This window comes from Bacillus sp. AMCV2, assembly GCF_056033925.1.
The window spans coordinates 3637831-3654611 of sequence record NZ_JBVYIB010000002.1 but is presented as its reverse complement, the minus strand read 5'-3'; the positions used below and the strand labels follow the sequence as shown (position 1 = coordinate 3654611).

General features: G+C 45.0%; 20 protein-coding genes and 1 pseudogene. 20 read left to right on the top strand and 1 reads right to left on the bottom strand.

The genetic code is table 11. From position 1 onward, the window contains the following. Positions 1 to 45: 45 nt before the first annotated feature. The 17 genes from AC0OMA_RS18875 to AC0OMA_RS18795 all read left to right on the top strand — a co-directional run bounded on the left by AC0OMA_RS18875 (position 46) and on the right by AC0OMA_RS18795 (position 13585). A complete protein-coding gene (locus tag AC0OMA_RS18875; RefSeq protein ID WP_003244265.1) occupies positions 46 to 489 on the top strand; it encodes a GNAT family N-acetyltransferase in 444 nt (147 codons plus the stop codon). 156 nt (positions 490 to 645) lie between these two features. Beyond that, a complete protein-coding gene (locus AC0OMA_RS18870) occupies positions 646 to 1686 on the top strand; it encodes an L-threonylcarbamoyladenylate synthase (protein ID WP_327830283.1) in 1041 nt (346 codons plus the stop codon). Positions 1687 to 1763: 77 nt separating this feature from the next. Continuing rightward, positions 1764 to 2321 carry a manganese efflux pump MntP gene (locus AC0OMA_RS18865; RefSeq protein WP_003227661.1) on the top strand — a complete coding sequence of 186 codons (558 nt, stop codon included), beginning with the start codon at positions 1764 to 1766 and terminating at the stop codon, positions 2319 to 2321. Positions 2322 to 2396: 75 nt separating this feature from the next. Beyond that, the gene (gene prpB / locus AC0OMA_RS18860; RefSeq protein WP_015384897.1) at positions 2397 to 2849 is read left to right on the top strand and encodes a protein arginine phosphatase PrpB; all 453 of its coding nucleotides are present in this window, start codon (positions 2397 to 2399) and stop codon (positions 2847 to 2849) included. Positions 2850 to 3005: 156 nt separating this feature from the next. Further along, a complete protein-coding gene (gene rpiB, locus AC0OMA_RS18855; RefSeq protein ID WP_003221910.1) occupies positions 3006 to 3455 on the top strand; it encodes a ribose 5-phosphate isomerase B in 450 nt (149 codons plus the stop codon). 12 nt (positions 3456 to 3467) lie between these two features. Continuing rightward, positions 3468 to 4010 carry a TIGR01440 family protein gene (locus AC0OMA_RS18850; RefSeq protein WP_181220256.1) on the top strand — a complete coding sequence of 181 codons (543 nt, stop codon included), beginning with the start codon at positions 3468 to 3470 and terminating at the stop codon, positions 4008 to 4010. 206 nt (positions 4011 to 4216) lie between these two features. Further along, entirely contained in the window at positions 4217 to 5464 is a 1248-nt protein-coding gene (gene glyA, locus AC0OMA_RS18845) for a serine hydroxymethyltransferase (RefSeq protein WP_003227669.1), read from the top strand. A 134-nt stretch (positions 5465 to 5598) separates the two neighbouring features. Further along, entirely contained in the window at positions 5599 to 6228 is a 630-nt protein-coding gene (gene upp, locus AC0OMA_RS18840) for a uracil phosphoribosyltransferase (RefSeq protein WP_003227670.1), read from the top strand. Between the two features lie 422 nt (positions 6229 to 6650). Beyond that, the gene (atpI, locus tag AC0OMA_RS18835; protein WP_003243159.1) at positions 6651 to 7034 is read left to right on the top strand and encodes an ATP synthase subunit I; all 384 of its coding nucleotides are present in this window, start codon (positions 6651 to 6653) and stop codon (positions 7032 to 7034) included. Between the two features lie 7 nt (positions 7035 to 7041). After that, positions 7042 to 7776 carry a F0F1 ATP synthase subunit A gene (atpB, locus tag AC0OMA_RS18830; RefSeq protein WP_003242621.1) on the top strand — a complete coding sequence of 245 codons (735 nt, stop codon included), beginning with the start codon at positions 7042 to 7044 and terminating at the stop codon, positions 7774 to 7776. Positions 7777 to 7821: 45 nt separating this feature from the next. Next, positions 7822 to 8034 carry a F0F1 ATP synthase subunit C gene (gene atpE / locus AC0OMA_RS18825; protein WP_003151167.1) on the top strand — a complete coding sequence of 71 codons (213 nt, stop codon included), beginning with the start codon at positions 7822 to 7824 and terminating at the stop codon, positions 8032 to 8034. A gap of 162 nt (positions 8035 to 8196) precedes the next feature. Next, positions 8197 to 8709 carry a F0F1 ATP synthase subunit B gene (gene atpF, locus AC0OMA_RS18820; RefSeq protein WP_003244051.1) on the top strand — a complete coding sequence of 171 codons (513 nt, stop codon included), beginning with the start codon at positions 8197 to 8199 and terminating at the stop codon, positions 8707 to 8709. Then, positions 8706 to 9251: a F0F1 ATP synthase subunit delta gene (locus tag AC0OMA_RS18815; RefSeq protein WP_015384896.1), complete on the top strand. Its 546-nt coding sequence runs from the start codon at positions 8706 to 8708 to the stop codon at positions 9249 to 9251. The genes atpF and AC0OMA_RS18815 overlap by 4 nt, the downstream gene beginning before the upstream one ends. 16 nt (positions 9252 to 9267) lie before the next feature. Next, the gene (gene atpA / locus AC0OMA_RS18810; protein WP_015384895.1) at positions 9268 to 10776 is read left to right on the top strand and encodes a F0F1 ATP synthase subunit alpha; all 1509 of its coding nucleotides are present in this window, start codon (positions 9268 to 9270) and stop codon (positions 10774 to 10776) included. A gap of 76 nt (positions 10777 to 10852) precedes the next feature. Beyond that, the gene (atpG, locus tag AC0OMA_RS18805; RefSeq protein ID WP_003244388.1) at positions 10853 to 11716 is read left to right on the top strand and encodes an ATP synthase F1 subunit gamma; all 864 of its coding nucleotides are present in this window, start codon (positions 10853 to 10855) and stop codon (positions 11714 to 11716) included. Positions 11717 to 11741: 25 nt separating this feature from the next. Then, a complete protein-coding gene (atpD, locus tag AC0OMA_RS18800; protein ID WP_003227686.1) occupies positions 11742 to 13163 on the top strand; it encodes a F0F1 ATP synthase subunit beta in 1422 nt (473 codons plus the stop codon). A gap of 23 nt (positions 13164 to 13186) precedes the next feature. Further along, positions 13187 to 13585 carry a F0F1 ATP synthase subunit epsilon gene (locus tag AC0OMA_RS18795; protein WP_015483819.1) on the top strand — a complete coding sequence of 133 codons (399 nt, stop codon included), beginning with the start codon at positions 13187 to 13189 and terminating at the stop codon, positions 13583 to 13585. 34 nt (positions 13586 to 13619) lie between these two features. On the opposite strand, the pseudogene AC0OMA_RS18790 reads toward AC0OMA_RS18795, so the two are convergent. Continuing rightward, positions 13620 to 14094: pseudogene (locus AC0OMA_RS18790) on the bottom strand (hypothetical protein). A gap of 169 nt (positions 14095 to 14263) precedes the next feature. Between AC0OMA_RS18790 and AC0OMA_RS18785 the strand changes: the two are divergent. The 3 genes from AC0OMA_RS18785 (at position 14264) to murA (ending at position 16713) form a co-directional block, all read left to right on the top strand. Further along, positions 14264 to 14494: a DUF1146 family protein gene (locus AC0OMA_RS18785; RefSeq protein ID WP_003227691.1), complete on the top strand. Its 231-nt coding sequence runs from the start codon at positions 14264 to 14266 to the stop codon at positions 14492 to 14494. Positions 14495 to 14628: 134 nt separating this feature from the next. Next, positions 14629 to 15369 carry a YwmB family TATA-box binding protein gene (locus AC0OMA_RS18780; RefSeq protein ID WP_015483817.1) on the top strand — a complete coding sequence of 247 codons (741 nt, stop codon included), beginning with the start codon at positions 14629 to 14631 and terminating at the stop codon, positions 15367 to 15369. A 33-nt stretch (positions 15370 to 15402) separates the two neighbouring features. Further along, on the top strand, positions 15403 to 16713 hold the full coding sequence (gene murA, locus AC0OMA_RS18775) for a UDP-N-acetylglucosamine 1-carboxyvinyltransferase (RefSeq protein WP_003227695.1): 1311 nt from the start codon (positions 15403 to 15405) through the stop codon (positions 16711 to 16713). The last annotated feature ends 68 nt before the right edge of the window (positions 16714 to 16781 follow it).

Here is a 16781-nt window from a genome sequence, read left to right as displayed (position 1 = left end):
TTGCCTCATAGATTGGAAGAAAGAACGCAAAAACGGGGTGAACGGATGTTTTATCAACTGCGGGTGGCAAGGGAAAAAGACGGAGATGTGCTCGAGGCATTTTTAAAACAGGCGAAAACCAGCTATGAAGGTGTGAAAGAAGGCTTCACTCAATTTCTTATGCTGGAGGACAGTGAGAAAAACATTGCCGGATGCCTCGGTATTGAAAAAATAAGCTGTGACCAGGGGCTGCTGCGATCACTTGTCATATCGGACAAGCTTCACCAAGGCCATATCGTCACGCTTTTTCAAAGCATGGAGGTGCTGTGCGAAAAGCATCAGATCAAAACCGTGTACCTAGTAGCAAATCAGCATTCCTCTGCGGACTTTCTGACGGCCATGGGTTTTGAAAGAGCTGAGAGTGTACCGGAGGAGCTGTTTTCTTCTGATCACTTCTGTGAATCGCGGCAAACAGAAGGAGCCGTTTTGATGAAAAAAGCGTCTGGATAAGTGCAGTTTATACACATACTTATCCACTTCTTTATTAGCGTTGTCCACAATTTGTGGATAACGCTTGTTTTATTACAGGACATCTTTTATACTTTCAAAAGGATTACACGCGTAAAACAATCGTTTTATTGTTGTGAATAAGGAGTTTGGTCAGAAATGAAAACGAAAAGATGGTTTGTGGATGTAACTGACGAGTTATCCACAAATGATCCACAAATTGCACAAGCAGCCGCTTTGCTCCGAGAAAATGAGGTCGTTGCCTTTCCGACAGAAACAGTATATGGCCTAGGCGCAAACGCAAAAAATACGGATGCCGTCAAAAAAATATATGAGGCGAAAGGGCGGCCGAGCGATAATCCCCTGATTGTCCACATTGCGGATATCAGCCAGCTTGAGGATTTAACGGGCCCGGCGCCGGAAAAGGCGAAAACATTGATGAAACGGTTTTGGCCGGGAGCACTTACGCTCATTCTGCCTTGCAAACCTGGTGCGCTTTCACCTCGTGTAACGGCAGGTCTTGAAACGGTTGCCATTAGAATGCCGGATCATCCGCTTGCCCTTGCATTGATTCGCGAATCGGGACTGCCGATTGCAGCACCGAGCGCCAATCTTTCAGGCAAGCCAAGTCCCACAAAAGCGGAGCATGTGGCTCACGACTTGGATGGCCGCATAGCCGGCATTATGGATGGAGGCCCTACCGGAATCGGGGTCGAATCAACTGTGCTTTCATGTGCGGACGACATCCCTGTTCTTCTGCGTCCGGGCGGCATTACGAAGGAACAAATTGAAGCGGTGATCGGGCCGATCCATGTGGATAAAGGGCTCAGCGACCAAAACGAGAAGCCGATTTCTCCAGGGATGAAATATACACATTATGCGCCGACAGCCCCGCTTGCCATTTGCGAAGGCAGCCCAGAGCGCATTCAGCACCTCATTCAAGAATATCAACAGGGCGGAAGACGGGTCGGCGTCCTGACGACAGAAGAAAACGCGGGCGTTTATTCCGCTGATTATGTGAAGAGCTGCGGAAGACGTGCTCAGCTTGAGACTGTTGCGGCAGGGCTGTATGATGCTTTGCGCAGTTTTGATGAGAATCAGGTGGATTTCATTATCTCGGAATCCTTTCCGGACACAGGTGTCGGCCTCGCCATTATGAACAGGCTGATGAAAGCCGCCGGAGGAAGAGTGATTCGCTGAAAGCAGTCAGATGTTCTAACCCTTTTTGGACACGCATAGGCTAAAAAAGCGGGCGTGTCCAAGGGGGTTATTTATGTATGTCGGATTTGTTTATAGGCGAACTGATTACATTAAGCATCATGGCGTTTGCTTTAGGGATGGATGCTTTTTCTGTCGGCCTTGGAATGGGCATGGTCAAACTTAGAAAGAAGCAGATATTCTATATTGGTTTCATCATCGGCCTCTTTCACGTCATCATGCCTCTCGCAGGGATGGCGGCCGGTAACATGCTGTCAGGGCTCCTCGGCGTGTTAGCGGTTTATATCGGTGGGGCGCTGCTTTTTGTTCTTGGGGTTCAAATGCTTATGGCCTCTTTTAAACAGTCAGAAGAACGATTTATGTCACCGGCAGGGCCGGGCTTATTGCTGTTTGCCATCGGCGTCAGCCTTGACAGCTTTTCCGTCGGCTTGAGCTTGGGGATATACGGCTCGCATCCGCTCCTCACAATTACCCTGTTCGGGCTGTTCAGCATGATGTTGACATGGCTGGGCCTGCTGGTCGGAAAACAAGTGCAGTCATGGCTTGGCACATACAGCGAAGCGCTCGGGGGCATCATATTAATCGTGTTTGGACTAAAGTTGCTTTTGCCAATTTAATATACCAATAAAAGAAACGAAGTCGCCGTTTCTTTTTTCTTCATATATAATAGAGAAAAATAAGGGGTGACTGACATGGATATTATTTTTGTCTGTACTGGAAATACGTGCCGCAGCCCAATGGCTGAGGCGCTTTTTAAATCAATTGCAGAAATGGAAGGGCTGAATGTCAATGTCCGCTCGGCAGGCGTGTTTGCTTCGCCAAATGGGAAAGCGACGCCTCATGCAGTCGAAGCGCTGTTTGAAAAACACATTGCCCTTAATCATGTGTCTTCTCCATTAACTGAAGAACATATGGAATCCGCTGATTTGGTTCTGGCTATGACCCATCAGCACAAACAGATCATTGCCAGTCAATTTGGACGTTATCGTGATAAAGTGTTTACGTTAAAAGAATATGTCACAGGCAGCCATGGTGATGTCATCGATCCGTTCGGCGGCTCAATTGACATCTATAAACAAACGCGAGATGAGCTTGAAGAGCTTCTTCGGCAGCTGGCAAAACAGCTGAAAAAAGACCGCAGATAAGTTGTCAGAAAATCTGCAAACAGGTCATTTGCAAATCCTGCGTGAAGGAGTAGAATATAGTGAAAAGCACATCATATGGTGTGAATCAAAGAGCGGACAGGCTGCGCGGTCAATAAAGCGGGCGGGCCGCATCACACACGCTGGGAGGAAAAGCAGATGAAAGTAGCCATTGCATCGGATCATGGCGGCGTTCACATTCGAAATGAAATCAAAGAGTTAATGGACGAATTGCAAATTGAATATATTGATATGGGCTGTGACTGCGGCAGCGGCTCTGTCGATTATCCGGATTATGCTTTTCCGGTGGCCGAAAAAGTGGTTAGCGGCGAAGTTGACAGAGGCATTTTAATTTGCGGGACAGGCATCGGCATGAGCATTTCCGCTAATAAAGTAAAAGGGATTCGCTGCGCGCTGGCGCACGATACCTTCAGCGCGAAGGCGACGAGGGAGCATAATGACACAAACATCCTTGCGATGGGTGAACGGGTGATCGGACCTGGTTTGGCTCGGGAAATCGCAAAAATCTGGCTGACCACTGAGTTTACCGGGGGAAGACACCAAACGCGTATTGGAAAAATCTCAGATTATGAAGAGAAAAACCTGTAGGGGTGCTGTTTAATGAATGAGTTGAAACAAACGTGGAAGACGATGCTGTCTGAGTTTCAGGACCAAGCGGAATTGAAACAAGATCATCTCTTCGTCCTTGGATGCAGCACGAGCGAAGTGGCCGGCAGCCGGATCGGAACATCGGGCAGTGTAGATATCGCTGAAAGCATCTACAGCGGACTTGCTGAGCTTCGGGAAAAAACGGGAATCCATCTGGCGTTTCAATGCTGCGAGCATTTGAACAGAGCGCTTGTCGTCGAAGCAGAAACAGCCAAGCTGTTCAGGCTTCCAACCGTTTCTGCCGTGCCCGTTCCAAAAGCGGGCGGCGCGATGTCGTCTTATGCGTTTAAGCAGATGAAGTCTCCTGTTCTTGTTGAAACCATTCAGGCTGACGCCGGAATTGATATAGGCGATACGTTTATCGGCATGCATCTGAAGCCGGTGGCTGTCCCTGTGCGTGTCTCTCAAAACAGCCTCGGTTCAGCTCATGTGACATTGGCGCGTACACGTCCGAAACTAATCGGCGGAGTGCGGGCGGTTTATGAGTGCGAATGAAAGGACTGCATAGCCAGTCTTTTCTTTTATTTTAAGACAGTGGAATAAATTCCGAACTTTAAATTAAATTTAAGTTATTAATATTCGTTTTTACCAATAAAAATTTAGATTTTTTAAAAATAATCTTTTACATCGAGCTTAAAAACCATGTACAATAGTGATGGTAAAAACAAAGAACAGGATACGGATAGGAGAGGATCTCGCTGATGAAACATTTACCTGCGCAAGACGAACAAGTGTTTAACGCCATTAAAAATGAGCGTGAACGCCAACAGACTAAGATCGAATTGATTGCTTCTGAGAACTTTGTAAGTGAAGCGGTTATGGAAGCACAAGGATCTGTTTTGACAAATAAATACGCAGAAGGATATCCGGGCAAACGCTACTACGGCGGATGCGAGCACGTCGATGTCGTTGAAGATATCGCTCGTGACCGCGCGAAGGAAATCTTTGGAGCGGAGCATGTAAACGTTCAGCCTCATTCAGGCGCACAAGCAAACATGGCAGTGTACTTCACGATTTTGGAGCAAGGCGATACTGTACTTGGGATGAACCTCTCCCACGGCGGCCATTTAACACACGGAAGCCCAGTCAACTTCAGCGGTGTTCAATATAACTTTGTTGAGTACGGCGTAGATAAAGAAACTCAATATATTGATTACGATGACGTGCGTGAAAAAGCCCTCGCTCATAAACCGAAGCTTATCGTAGCAGGAGCAAGTGCGTATCCTCGTACAATCGACTTTAAGAAATTCCGTGAAATTGCTGATGAAGTCGGCGCTTACTTCATGGTGGATATGGCACATATCGCAGGACTTGTTGCGGCAGGCCTTCATCCAAACCCGGTTCCTTATGCTGATTTCGTTACAACAACAACACATAAAACACTTCGCGGTCCTCGCGGCGGTATGATCCTTTGCCGTGAAGAGTTTGGCAAGAAAATTGATAAATCGATCTTCCCTGGAATTCAAGGCGGCCCGCTAATGCACGTTATTGCCGCAAAAGCTGTTTCATTCGGTGAAGTATTGCAGGACGATTTCAAAACATATGCACAAAACGTCATTTCAAATGCGAAGCGTCTGGCTGAAGCCTTAACGAAAGAGGGTATCCAGCTCGTTTCAGGCGGAACAGACAACCACCTTATCCTTGTTGACCTTCGTTCGCTCGGACTGACTGGTAAGGTTGCGGAGCATGTACTTGATGAAATCGGTATTACGTCTAACAAAAACGCGATTCCATATGATCCTGAAAAACCTTTCGTAACAAGCGGCATCCGTCTTGGTACAGCTGCTGTAACTAGCCGCGGTTTTGACGGAGACGCATTAGAAGAAGTCGGTGCTATCATTGCGCTTGCATTGAAAAACCACGAAGATGAAGGAAAACTTGAAGAAGCAAGACAGCGTGTAGCTGCTCTGACTGATAAGTTTCCTTTATATAAAGAATTAGATTATTAAGATCCTAAAACCCGCTTGGGCTTATGCCCGGCGGGTTTTTTGACGATGTTCTTGAAACTCAATGTCTTTTTTTGTAGAATCAATAGAAGTGTGTAATTGTTGATGGGACAATAAAAAAGGAGCTGAAACACAGTATGGGAAAGGTTTATGTATTTGATCATCCTTTAATTCAGCACAAGCTGACATATATACGGAATGAAAATACAGGTACGAAGGATTTTAGAGAGTTAGTAGATGAAGTGGCTACACTCATGGCATTTGAAATTACCCGCGATCTTCCTCTGGAAGAAGTGGATATCAATACACCGGTTCAGGCTGCGAAATCGAAAGTCATCTCGGGGAAAAAACTCGGAGTGGTTCCTATCCTCAGAGCAGGACTGGGAATGGTTGACGGCATTTTAAAGCTGATTCCTGCGGCAAAAGTGGGACATGTCGGCCTTTACCGTGATCCAGAAACCTTAAAACCCGTGGAATACTATGTCAAGCTTCCTTCTGATGTGGAAGAGCGTGAATTCATCGTGGTTGACCCGATGCTCGCTACAGGCGGTTCCGCAGTTGAAGCCATTCACAGCCTTAAAAAACGCGGTGCGAAAAATATCCGTTTCATGTGTCTTGTAGCAGCGCCGGAGGGTGTGGAAGAATTGCAGAAGCATCATTCGGACGTTGATATTTACATTGCGGCGCTAGATGAAAAATTAAACGAAAAAGGTTATATTGTTCCAGGTCTCGGAGATGCGGGTGACCGCATGTTTGGAACAAAATAAAAAATGAAATCCCCAAAAGGGGGTTTCATTTTTTTATCCAGTTTTTTGCTATTCGGTGAATCTGTATACAATTATAGGTGAAAATGTGAACATTCTGTGGAGACGTAAAGTATAAAAAGTTTTTTAACTTTAAACAGATTGACACATGTTAGGGGCTATTGTATGCTAAACGAGGGTATTATGAGAAGGTTTTCATAGCTTTCATTATAGTCCTCATCCTCAATGTAAATCCTCTCAGCAAACCCGTATTATGAGGATTTATTTAAGCGAATGAAACAGCATCCCTGCAAGGCTTGCGGATGAATGATTTTTTCGAACAGGCCCGTTTTGCCGGTCAAAAAAGGTCTTCTACTAAGGGTTAACCGCTGATTTTTGCCGTATCCAAGCTATACATTATTTTTTCATCAGGAGACAGATAATTGATGGACGATCCCAAGCTTACATTTAGCAGACAACGCAAATATTTATTGTTCATTTTGGCAGTGTATGTACTGGGTTATGGTTTAACAGCGTATAAAACCGTTTTTTTAGGCCTTATTCTGGGAACTGTTTTCAGTTTGTTTAATTTTTTACTGCTCGTCAGGAGAATGAATGCTTTTGACAGAGCTGTTGAGAAAGGAAAGTCCATACGATCTCTCGGGAGCGCAGCGCGGTGGTGCAATGCGATTCTTGCTGTGGCTGTTGCCTATAAAAATCCCGAATATTTTCATATGGCAAGTACAGTTATTGGATTAATGACAATATACCCTGTCATTATGATAGATTCCTTTATCCAGCTTAAACGTTCATCAATGGAAGAGAGGTGAAAACCCTTTGAATCATGGTTACAGAACTATAGAATTTCTAGGTCTTACTTTTAATCTGACAAACATTCTGATGATTACTGTGGCGAGTGTGATTGTTTTATTGATTGCTATATTGACGACAAGAACGCTTTCGATCCGTCCCGGAAAAGCCCAGAACTTTATGGAATGGATTGTTGATTTCGTCCGCAATATTATTGGCAGTACAATGGATTTAAAAACAGGGGCTAACTTCTTGGCACTTGGTGTCACATTGCTGATGTACATATTTGTGTCGAATATGCTGGGGCTGCCGTTCTCTATTACAATCGGACATGAGCTCTGGTGGAAGTCTCCGACAGCCGATCCTGCCATTACATTAACGCTAGCCGTGATGGTTGTTGCTTTAACCCACTACTATGGTGTGAAGATGAAAGGGCTCAAGGAATATTCCAAAGACTATTTAAGACCTGTTCCATTCATGCTCCCGATGAAAATCATCGAAGAGTTTGCGAATACGCTGACTCTAGGTTTGCGGCTGTATGGTAACATCTTCGCCGGTGAGATTCTTCTCGGCCTGCTTGCGGGATTAGCAACAAGCCATTATTCGCAAAGCGTGGCTCTCGGTCTTGTCGGTACAATCGGTGCCATTCTGCCGATGCTGGCATGGCAAGCATTCAGTTTATTTATTGGTGCTATCCAGGCATTTATCTTTACAATGCTGACGATGGTGTACATGTCTCATAAAATCAGTCATGATCATTAAAACATTATATCCAAACGGATAACATTTTAAAGGAGGAACTTTTTCATGAATTTAATAGCAGCTGCGATTGCAATTGGTTTAGGCGCACTTGGTGCAGGTATTGGTAACGGTTTGATTGTTTCACGTACGGTAGAGGGGATTGCCCGTCAGCCGGAAGCAGGTAAAGAACTGAGAACTCTTATGTTCATGGGTATCGCATTAGTTGAAGCCCTTCCTATTATCGCTGTCGTTATCGCATTCTTAGCGTTCTTTGGCTAAGCATAAAAGCCTTATATGAACTAAAAATGGCGAAGATCATTCCAAGAGAACCTTCGCCATTGCTTTATGTCTGATAAGCACCCCGCCTTGCCGGCTGAAAAGAGACAAGTGCGGCTGCTGGATCAGCAAAGAAAAACCTGCAGAAGGGAGTTGCCGTAGTAGATGTCTCAATTACCACTTGAACTAGGATTGTCGTTTAACGGCGGAGATATCCTGTTCCAACTGTTAGCTATGTTAATCTTATTAGCGCTTCTGAAGAAATACGCTTTAGGGCCGCTATTAAACATAATGAAACAGCGTGAAGACCACATCGCTGGAGAAATTACGTCTGCTGAAGAAAAAAATAAAGAAGCGCAGCAGCTGATTGAAGAGCAGCGCGTTCTTTTAAAAGAAGCAAGACAGGAATCCCAAACTCTTATCGAAAACGCAAAGAAACTGGGAGAGAAGCAAAAAGAAGAGATTATTCAGGCTGCACGTGCAGAATCTGAACGTCTGAAAGAAGCAGCAAGAACTGAAATCGTGAAGGAAAAAGAACAGGCGGTTTCTGCTCTCCGTGAGCAAGTAGCGTCTCTTTCTGTCATGATTGCGTCGAAAGTGATCGAAAAAGAACTGGATGAACAAGCTCAAGAGAAATTGATCCAGGACTATCTTAAAGAGGTAGGAGAAAGCCGATGAGTGGATCAGCTGTCTCTAAACGATATGCATCAGCTCTTTTTGATATAGCCAATGAGTCCGCTCAGCTGAATCAAGTAGAAGAAGAGCTAACTGTTGTAAAACAAGTATTTCAAAATGAAAAAGCGCTTAATGATGTGTTGAACCATCCGAAGGTGCCGGCTGCGAAGAAAAAAGAGCTGATTCAAAATGCATTTGGCTCTTTGTCACAGCCCGTGCTTAATACGATTTTTCTTTTGATTGACCGCCATCGTGCCGCGATTGTGCCTGAGCTCACAGATGAGTTTATCAAACTCGCAAACGAGGCCCGTCAAACAGAAGACGCAATCGTATATTCAGTGAAACCGCTGACGGATGCGGAAATTTTACCATTATCACAAGTGTTTGCAAAAAAAGCCGGAGTCGCTTCGCTGAGAATCAGAAATGAAGTGCAGACGGATTTAATAGGCGGCATTAAAGTCCGCATTGGAAACCGGATTTATGACGGCAGCGTAAGCGGGAAGCTTCAGCGCATTGAACGTCAATTAGCCGGGGAAAATCGATAGAAGGGGTGAAACCTAAGTGAGCATCAAAGCTGAAGAGATTAGCACGCTGATAAAACAGCAAATACAAAATTATCAATCTGATATTGAAGTTCAAGACGTAGGTACAGTCATCCAAGTCGGTGACGGTATTGCACGTGTGCACGGCCTTGACAACTGTATGGCCGGTGAACTTGTCGAATTTTCAAACGGTGTTTTGGGTATGGCTCAAAACCTTGAAGAATCAAACGTAGGTATCGTCATCTTAGGACCTTTCAGTGAGATCCGTGAGGGAGACGAAGTAAAAAGAACAGGCCGCATCATGGAGGTTCCTGTTGGTGAAGAGTTAATCGGCCGTATTGTAAATCCGTTAGGCCAGCCGGTAGACGGACTTGGCCCGATCCTTACAAGCAAAACTCGCCCGATTGAAAGCCCTGCACCAGGCGTTATGGACCGTAAATCCGTTCATGAACCGCTTCAAACCGGTATCAAAGCAATTGATGCACTGATTCCAATCGGCCGCGGCCAGCGTGAGCTGATCATCGGTGACCGTCAAACAGGTAAAACATCTGTTGCGATCGATGCGATCCTGAACCAAAAAGACCAAGACATGATCTGCGTATATGTTGCGATCGGTCAAAAAGAATCAACAGTCCGCGGCGTAGTAGAAACATTGCGTAAACACGGCGCGCTTGATTATACAATTGTTGTAACGGCGTCTGCGTCACAGCCGGCACCGCTTCTGTACCTGGCACCGTATGCTGGGGTTACAATGGCAGAAGAATTTATGTACAGCGGCAAGCACGTTCTTGTTGTATACGATGATCTTTCTAAACAAGCGGCTGCTTACCGTGAGCTGTCCTTGCTTCTTCGCCGTCCGCCAGGCCGTGAAGCGTTCCCTGGGGATGTATTCTATCTTCATTCCCGTCTGCTTGAGCGTGCAGCAAAGCTTAGCGACGCGAAAGGCGCAGGATCAATTACAGCTCTGCCGTTCGTAGAAACACAAGCCGGAGATATCTCTGCTTATATTCCGACGAACGTCATTTCCATCACTGACGGACAGATCTTCCTGCAATCTGATTTGTTCTTCTCAGGCGTACGTCCAGCGATCAACGCCGGATTGTCTGTATCCCGTGTCGGCGGCTCAGCGCAAATCAAAGCGATGAAAAAAGTATCAGGTACTTTGCGTCTTGACCTTGCGTCATACCGTGAGCTGGAAGCATTCGCTCAATTCGGTTCTGACCTCGACCAAGCGACTCAGGCAAAACTGAACCGCGGTGCGCGTACAGTTGAAGTGCTGAAGCAGGATCTGAACAAGCCGCTTCCGGTTGAAAAGCAAGTAGCCATTCTTTATGCGCTGACAAAAGGATATCTCGATGATATTCCTGTGGCGGATATCAGACGTTTTGAAGAAGAGTACTACATGTACCTTGACCAAAACCATAAAGACCTGCTTGACGGAATTGCGAAAACAGGAAACCTTCCTGCTGATGAAGACTTCAAAGCTGCACTCGAAGGCTTCAAACGCACATTTGCACCAAGCAACTAACTCGAATGCTGATGAGAGAAAAAGGTTCTCTTTTTCTCTCTTTTTACGCAGATGAAGAGAAAAGGTGGTGAAATCTTTGGCCTCATTACGCGATATTAAGTCAAGGATCACGTCAACGAAAAAAACAAGTCAGATTACAAAAGCCATGCAGATGGTATCTGCGGCTAAGCTGAATCGTGCTGAAAACAATGCAAAATCATTTGTGCCATATATGGATAAAATCCAAGAGGTTGTGTCAAACGTCGGAAGAGTTTCCGGCAACGTGAAGCACCCGATGCTTCTCAGCAGAGAAGTGAAAAAAACGGCATACCTTGTCATTACGTCTGACCGCGGTCTTGCCGGCGCTTTTAACAGTTCGGTTTTACGGAGTGCTTATCAGGCCATGCAAGAACGCCATCAGTCTAAGGATGAGTATGCGGTGATTGCCATCGGAAGAGTGGGCCGTGATTTCTTTAAGAAACGTGAGATTCCCATCATTTCCGAGTTAACAGGACTTGGGGATGAAGTAACGTTTACAGAAATTAAAGATCTTGCCCGTCAAACGATCCAAATGTTTATAGACGGTGCGTTTGATGAATTGCACCTTGTTTATAACCATTTTGTCAGCGCCATAACTCAAGAAGTAACGGAGAAAAAACTTCTGCCGTTATCTGATTTGGGCAGCGGCGGCGGAAAAAGAACGGCGTCTTATGAATTTGAACCATCTGAAGAGGAGGTTCTGGAGGTTTTGCTTCCTCAATATGCAGAAAGCTTAATCTTCGGTGCGCTTCTTGACAGTAAAGCAAGCGAGCACGCTGCAAGAATGACGGCGATGAAAAATGCGACAGACAACGCGAAGGAACTTATCGATTCACTTTCGCTTTCTTACAACCGCGCTCGCCAAGCAGCCATCACACAAGAAATTACGGAAATTGTCGGCGGAGCAGCCGCTTTAGAATAGAAAGATTTTGTCAGGAGGGATAGCGATGAAGAAAGGACGCGTTAGCCAGGTATTAGGACCGGTCGTCGACGTGCGTTTTGAAGACGGTCACTTGCCTGAAATTTATAATGCGATTAAAATTTCACAGCCAGCTGCAAGTGAAAACGAAGTAGGTATTGATTTGACGCTTGAGGTCGCTCTTCATTTAGGTGATGATACAGTCCGTACAATCGCAATGGCATCTACGGATGGTGTTCAGCGCGGTATGGAAGCTGTAGATACAGGAGCGCCAATCTCAGTACCGGTTGGTGATGTAACACTTGGACGTGTATTTAACGTTCTCGGAGAAAATATTGATTTGAATGAGCCGGTTCCTGCGGATGCGAAAAAGGATCCGATTCACAGACAGGCGCCTTCATTCGATCAGCTTTCAACAGAAGTTGAAATTCTTGAAACAGGTATTAAAGTTGTTGATTTGCTTGCTCCTTACATTAAGGGCGGTAAAATCGGATTGTTCGGTGGTGCCGGTGTAGGTAAAACCGTATTGATCCAGGAATTAATCAACAACATCGCGCAAGAGCACGGCGGTATCTCTGTATTCGCCGGCGTAGGAGAGCGTACTCGTGAAGGGAACGACCTTTTCTACGAAATGAGTGACTCTGGTGTAATCAACAAAACAGCCATGGTATTCGGACAAATGAACGAGCCGCCGGGCGCACGTATGCGTGTTGCTTTGACAGGCCTTACAATGGCTGAGCACTTCCGTGATGTACAAGGACAGGACGTACTGTTCTTCATCGATAACATTTTCCGTTTCACACAAGCGGGTTCAGAGGTTTCAGCCCTTCTTGGCCGTATGCCTTCAGCGGTTGGTTATCAGCCGACGCTTGCAACTGAGATGGGTCAGCTCCAAGAGCGTATCACGTCTACGAACGTTGGATCAGTTACATCTATCCAGGCGATCTACGTGCCTGCCGATGACTACACTGACCCGGCGCCGGCGACAACGTTCGCTCACTTGGATGCGACAACAAACCTTGAGCGTAAATTAACTGAAATGGGTATTTACCCTGCGGTTGATCCGTTGGCATCTACATCACGCGCCCTTGCTCCTGAAATTGTCGGAGAAGAGCATTATGCGGTTGCACGTGAAGTACAGTCAACGCTTCAGCGTTACAAAGAGCTTCAAGATATCATTGCGATTCTCGGTATGGATGAATTAGGCGAGGAAGACAAACTTGTCGTTCACCGCGCACGCCGTATCCAGTTCTTCCTTTCTCAGAACTTCCACGTGGCTGAACAGTTCACTGGACAAAAAGGTTCTTACGTGCCTGTAAAAGAGACGGTACAAGGCTTCAAAGAAATCTTAGCCGGTAAATACGACCATCTTCCAGAAGATGCGTTCCGTCTTGTAGGCCGTATCGAAGAAGTTGTTGAGAAAGCAAAAGAAATGGGTGTAGAAGTTTAATCTGGTCCTAGGAGGGTAAAAGCATGAAGACCGTTAAAGTCAATATCGTTACTCCCGACGGCCCAGTATACGATGCGGATATCGAAATGGTGAGTGTGAGAGCCGAAAGCGGCGATCTCGGTATTTTGCCAGGCCATATTCCAACCGTGGCTCCTCTTAAAATCGGCGCTGTCCGTCTGAAAAAAGACGGGCAGACTGAAATGGTTGCCGTCAGCGGCGGATTTGTCGAAGTCCGTCCTGATCATGTCACCATCCTTGCCCAGGCTGCCGAGACAGCAGAAGGCATCGATAAAGAGCGCGCTGAAGCTGCACGCCAGCGGGCGCAGGAGCGTTTGAATACTCAATCAGATGATACTGACATTCGTCGGGCTGAGCTTGCGTTACAGCGGGCTTTGAACAGATTGGATGTAGCAGGGAAATAAGAAAAAATCCTTCTCTTTATGAGAAGGATTTTTTTTATGAACGCACAAGAGAATCAAACAGCGACAACAGCGGGCGATCCTCTTTTTGGCGCAGGTATAAACCATCACAGGTATTCATTGTATGCCACGATTTGCGATGTCTTCTAAAGCCAAGTGTATAAGCGCCGTCTTTATAGGGATAAGGTTTTACAACCCATTCAGCATCTTCATGGCGGGCAATCACGCAATCTATAAGATAAACACTGATCATTTTCTCGAATTCTTCAATAGGAAGATTCCAATCAGCAAGCAAAAGCTCTTGTATACTTTGAAAATAAAGGTTTTCAAGCTCTTCAAGGCTTTCTCTCGTATAGGTAAGAGAAATGTTAAAAAACTGACACAATTCATTCAGTTCTTCAATCTGTGACTGTCTATAATCATAATAGAATGCAATTGCTTCCCATTCCTGATCAAAAATTGGCAGGTCCTCACCATATTGCTTTTCAGGCTGAAAAAAAAGAATGATTCACATTTGCCAGCTCCTTTCCAATAAAGTATACCATGTAAAAGAATCGCACTTTAAGCGGGGATTAGCCCTAGATTTGGGTGATTATTCCGTTCTGTATAAAATGTATCATCTTTATCTGTGCTTCTTATATAATAAGAAAGGGTATGAACGCAGAGAAAGGAGTGTAATAGATGAGTGTATTGGGACAGCAGGCTGCAATCGGCATTGTCGTTCACCTGATTTTTATAGCAGTGACTTGGTGGGCGTTGCAAGCCGTCAATATAGATCCGTTAATCAAAAAAGGCAAAGTCGTGCAGGCAAGACTCCTGATGATTTTGCTGACAATTGCCATTGGAACGGCCGTTGCCAATTTCTTTTTAGATTATCTCAATTATTCACAGCAGCTTCCCTATCTATTTTAATAGGTTTTGAACATTATTATCATTAAATGGTTGGGAGAAGCGGGTTGAAGCGAATAGCTCGAGTTTTGACGAAGATTTTTACGTATGGCGCCTCTTGCCTCCGGTAAAACTGGGGATAAGGGGGAGAGATGAACATGAAGAAAAAACAAGTAAGCCACGCTATTATCATTTCCGTCATGTTAAGCTTCGTCATTGCTGTTTTCCATACCATTCATGCGAGTGAATTAACGCCGTTAGCACAAATGGCAGAGGGGATGGAACGCCAAGATGTGTCAATAGATAAGTGGACATTGCATGCAAAACAAAACATGTCACTGACCGAAAAAGAATTTTATCAAAAAGTGCAACGTTTAAAATCAGAGTATCGTCAATATGATTGGGTGATTGCACGGGAAGATAAAATGATAAAGGCAATTGGCACATATACTGACAAAAAAAATCGTACTTCTTTTAGACTGCAGCTTGTCACAACCCTCAAAAAACACAATCCAACTTCGTATTTATTATATGAGCAAATGAGTCTAGAGACACCGGATAGCTGGAATGATACATATGAACAGTTTGAACGGGAGACACTTGGGATATTCCAAGAAAAAGTAGTTATTTTTACTTGTCTAAATGGTCACTTAGATGATAATATGAATATTGTTTTGCAAAAAAAAGCAAATCAGTTATTAAATGAATTTCAAGCAAGATCAGTAGAACATGTAGTTGAGCCAAATTTCGTTTCTATTTCTGCGTTTACAGATGAGTGGGAAGAGTACATTATGACCTCGAAACATAAAATGAATTTGCAAATTGCACTTAGAAGTGCAGGAATGGGCGGAAAACATACCGTTACGGTTGGCACACCAATCGTTACGACTGAATATTAATATAGAGAATTTAGGGACGCGGAGGGGAATACCTTGGAAAAAATCATCGTCCGCGGCGGTCAGAAGTTAAACGGCACAGTCAAAGTTGAAGGCGCTAAAAATGCCGTTTTACCTGTTATCGCTGCATCTTTATTAGCAAGTGAAGAAAAAAGCGTAATTTGTGATGTACCTACGCTCTCCGATGTATATACAATTAACGAAGTGTTGCGTCATTTAGGAGCAGATGTGCATTTTGAAAATAATGAAGTGACTGTAAATGCTTCATACGCTTTGCAAACTGAAGCACCTTTTGAATATGTTCGTAAAATGCGTGCGTCTGTGCTTGTCATGGGGCCGCTTCTTGCGCGTACAGGTCATGCAAGAGTTGCACTTCCGGGCGGATGCGCAATTGGTTCCAGACCGATTGATCAGCATTTAAAAGGTTTTGAAGCAATGGGCGCAGAAATCAAAGTCGGTAATGGCTTCATTGAAGCTGAAGTAAAAGGCCGACTGCAAGGCGCAAAAATTTATCTGGACTTCCCAAGTGTAGGAGCTACAGAGAACCTGATTATGGCAGCCGCTCTAGCTGAAGGAACAACAACGCTGGAAAACGTGGCAAAAGAACCCGAAATCGTTGATTTAGCAAACTATATCAACGGCATGGGCGGAAAAATCCGCGGAGCTGGCACCGGCACCATCAAAATTGAAGGAGTCGAAAAGCTTCACGGCGTAAAACACCATATTATTCCTGATCGCATTGAAGCGGGCACATTTATGGTTGCTGCTGCAATCACTGAAGGAAACGTATTAGTAAAAGGAGCGGTTCCTGAACACCTCACCTCTTTAATTGCAAAAATGGAAGAGATGGGTGTAACGATTAAGGATGAAGGTGAAGGTCTGCGTGTCATCGGCCCGAAAGAACTTAAACCGATTGACATCAAAACAATGCCTCACCCGGGCTTCCCGACTGATATGCAATCACAAATGATGGCGCTTCTGCTTCGTGCAAGCGGCACAAGCATGATTACAGAAACCGTTTTTGAAAACCGTTTTATGCATGCGGAAGAATTCCGCCGTATGAATGGTGATATCAAGATTGAAGGACGTTCTGTCATCATTAACGGTCCTGTACAGCTTCAGGGAGCTGAAGTTGCAGCGACTGATTTGCGTGCAGGTGCAGCGCTGATTCTTGCGGGGTTAGTGGCTGAAGGTCACACACGTGTTACTGAATTGAAGCACTTAGACCGCGGTTACGTTGATTTCCATCAGAAGCTTGCAGCTCTGGGCGCAGACATCGAACGTGTAAATGATGAGTCTGCTTCTGAGCAAGAGAATAAAGAAGTCGTTTCTGACTTAAATGCATAAACTTACTTGAAAATCAGTATGTCACTCTGGCATACTGGTTTTTTATTTTTTGTGTATTATCATCATTA

Bases quoted from the DNA above. Each gene is read 5' to 3' on its own strand.
- AC0OMA_RS18850 (WP_181220256.1), top strand. From the start codon at position 3,468: ATGAATGAGTTGAAACAAACGTGGAAGACGATGCTGTCTGAGTTTCAG.
- atpI (WP_003243159.1), top strand. From the start codon at position 6,651: ATGGACGATCCCAAGCTTACATTTAGCAGACAACGCAAATATTTATTG.
- atpF (WP_003244051.1), top strand. From the start codon at position 8,197: ATGTCTCAATTACCACTTGAACTAGGATTGTCGTTTAACGGCGGAGAT.
- glyA (WP_003227669.1), top strand. From the start codon at position 4,217: ATGAAACATTTACCTGCGCAAGACGAACAAGTGTTTAACGCCATTAAA.
- AC0OMA_RS18865 (WP_003227661.1), top strand. From the start codon at position 1,764: ATGTCGGATTTGTTTATAGGCGAACTGATTACATTAAGCATCATGGCG.
- AC0OMA_RS18780 (WP_015483817.1), top strand. From the start codon at position 14,629: ATGAAGAAAAAACAAGTAAGCCACGCTATTATCATTTCCGTCATGTTA.
- atpE (WP_003151167.1), top strand. From the start codon at position 7,822: ATGAATTTAATAGCAGCTGCGATTGCAATTGGTTTAGGCGCACTTGGT.
- AC0OMA_RS18795 (WP_015483819.1), top strand. From the start codon at position 13,187: ATGAAGACCGTTAAAGTCAATATCGTTACTCCCGACGGCCCAGTATAC.
- AC0OMA_RS18815 (WP_015384896.1), top strand. From the start codon at position 8,706: ATGAGTGGATCAGCTGTCTCTAAACGATATGCATCAGCTCTTTTTGAT.
- upp (WP_003227670.1), top strand. From the start codon at position 5,599: ATGGGAAAGGTTTATGTATTTGATCATCCTTTAATTCAGCACAAGCTG.
- rpiB (WP_003221910.1), top strand. From the start codon at position 3,006: ATGAAAGTAGCCATTGCATCGGATCATGGCGGCGTTCACATTCGAAAT.
- prpB (WP_015384897.1), top strand. From the start codon at position 2,397: ATGGATATTATTTTTGTCTGTACTGGAAATACGTGCCGCAGCCCAATG.
- AC0OMA_RS18875 (WP_003244265.1), top strand. From the start codon at position 46: ATGTTTTATCAACTGCGGGTGGCAAGGGAAAAAGACGGAGATGTGCTC.
- atpD (WP_003227686.1), top strand. From the start codon at position 11,742: ATGAAGAAAGGACGCGTTAGCCAGGTATTAGGACCGGTCGTCGACGTG.
- AC0OMA_RS18870 (WP_327830283.1), top strand. From the start codon at position 646: ATGAAAACGAAAAGATGGTTTGTGGATGTAACTGACGAGTTATCCACA.
- AC0OMA_RS18785 (WP_003227691.1), top strand. From the start codon at position 14,264: ATGAGTGTATTGGGACAGCAGGCTGCAATCGGCATTGTCGTTCACCTG.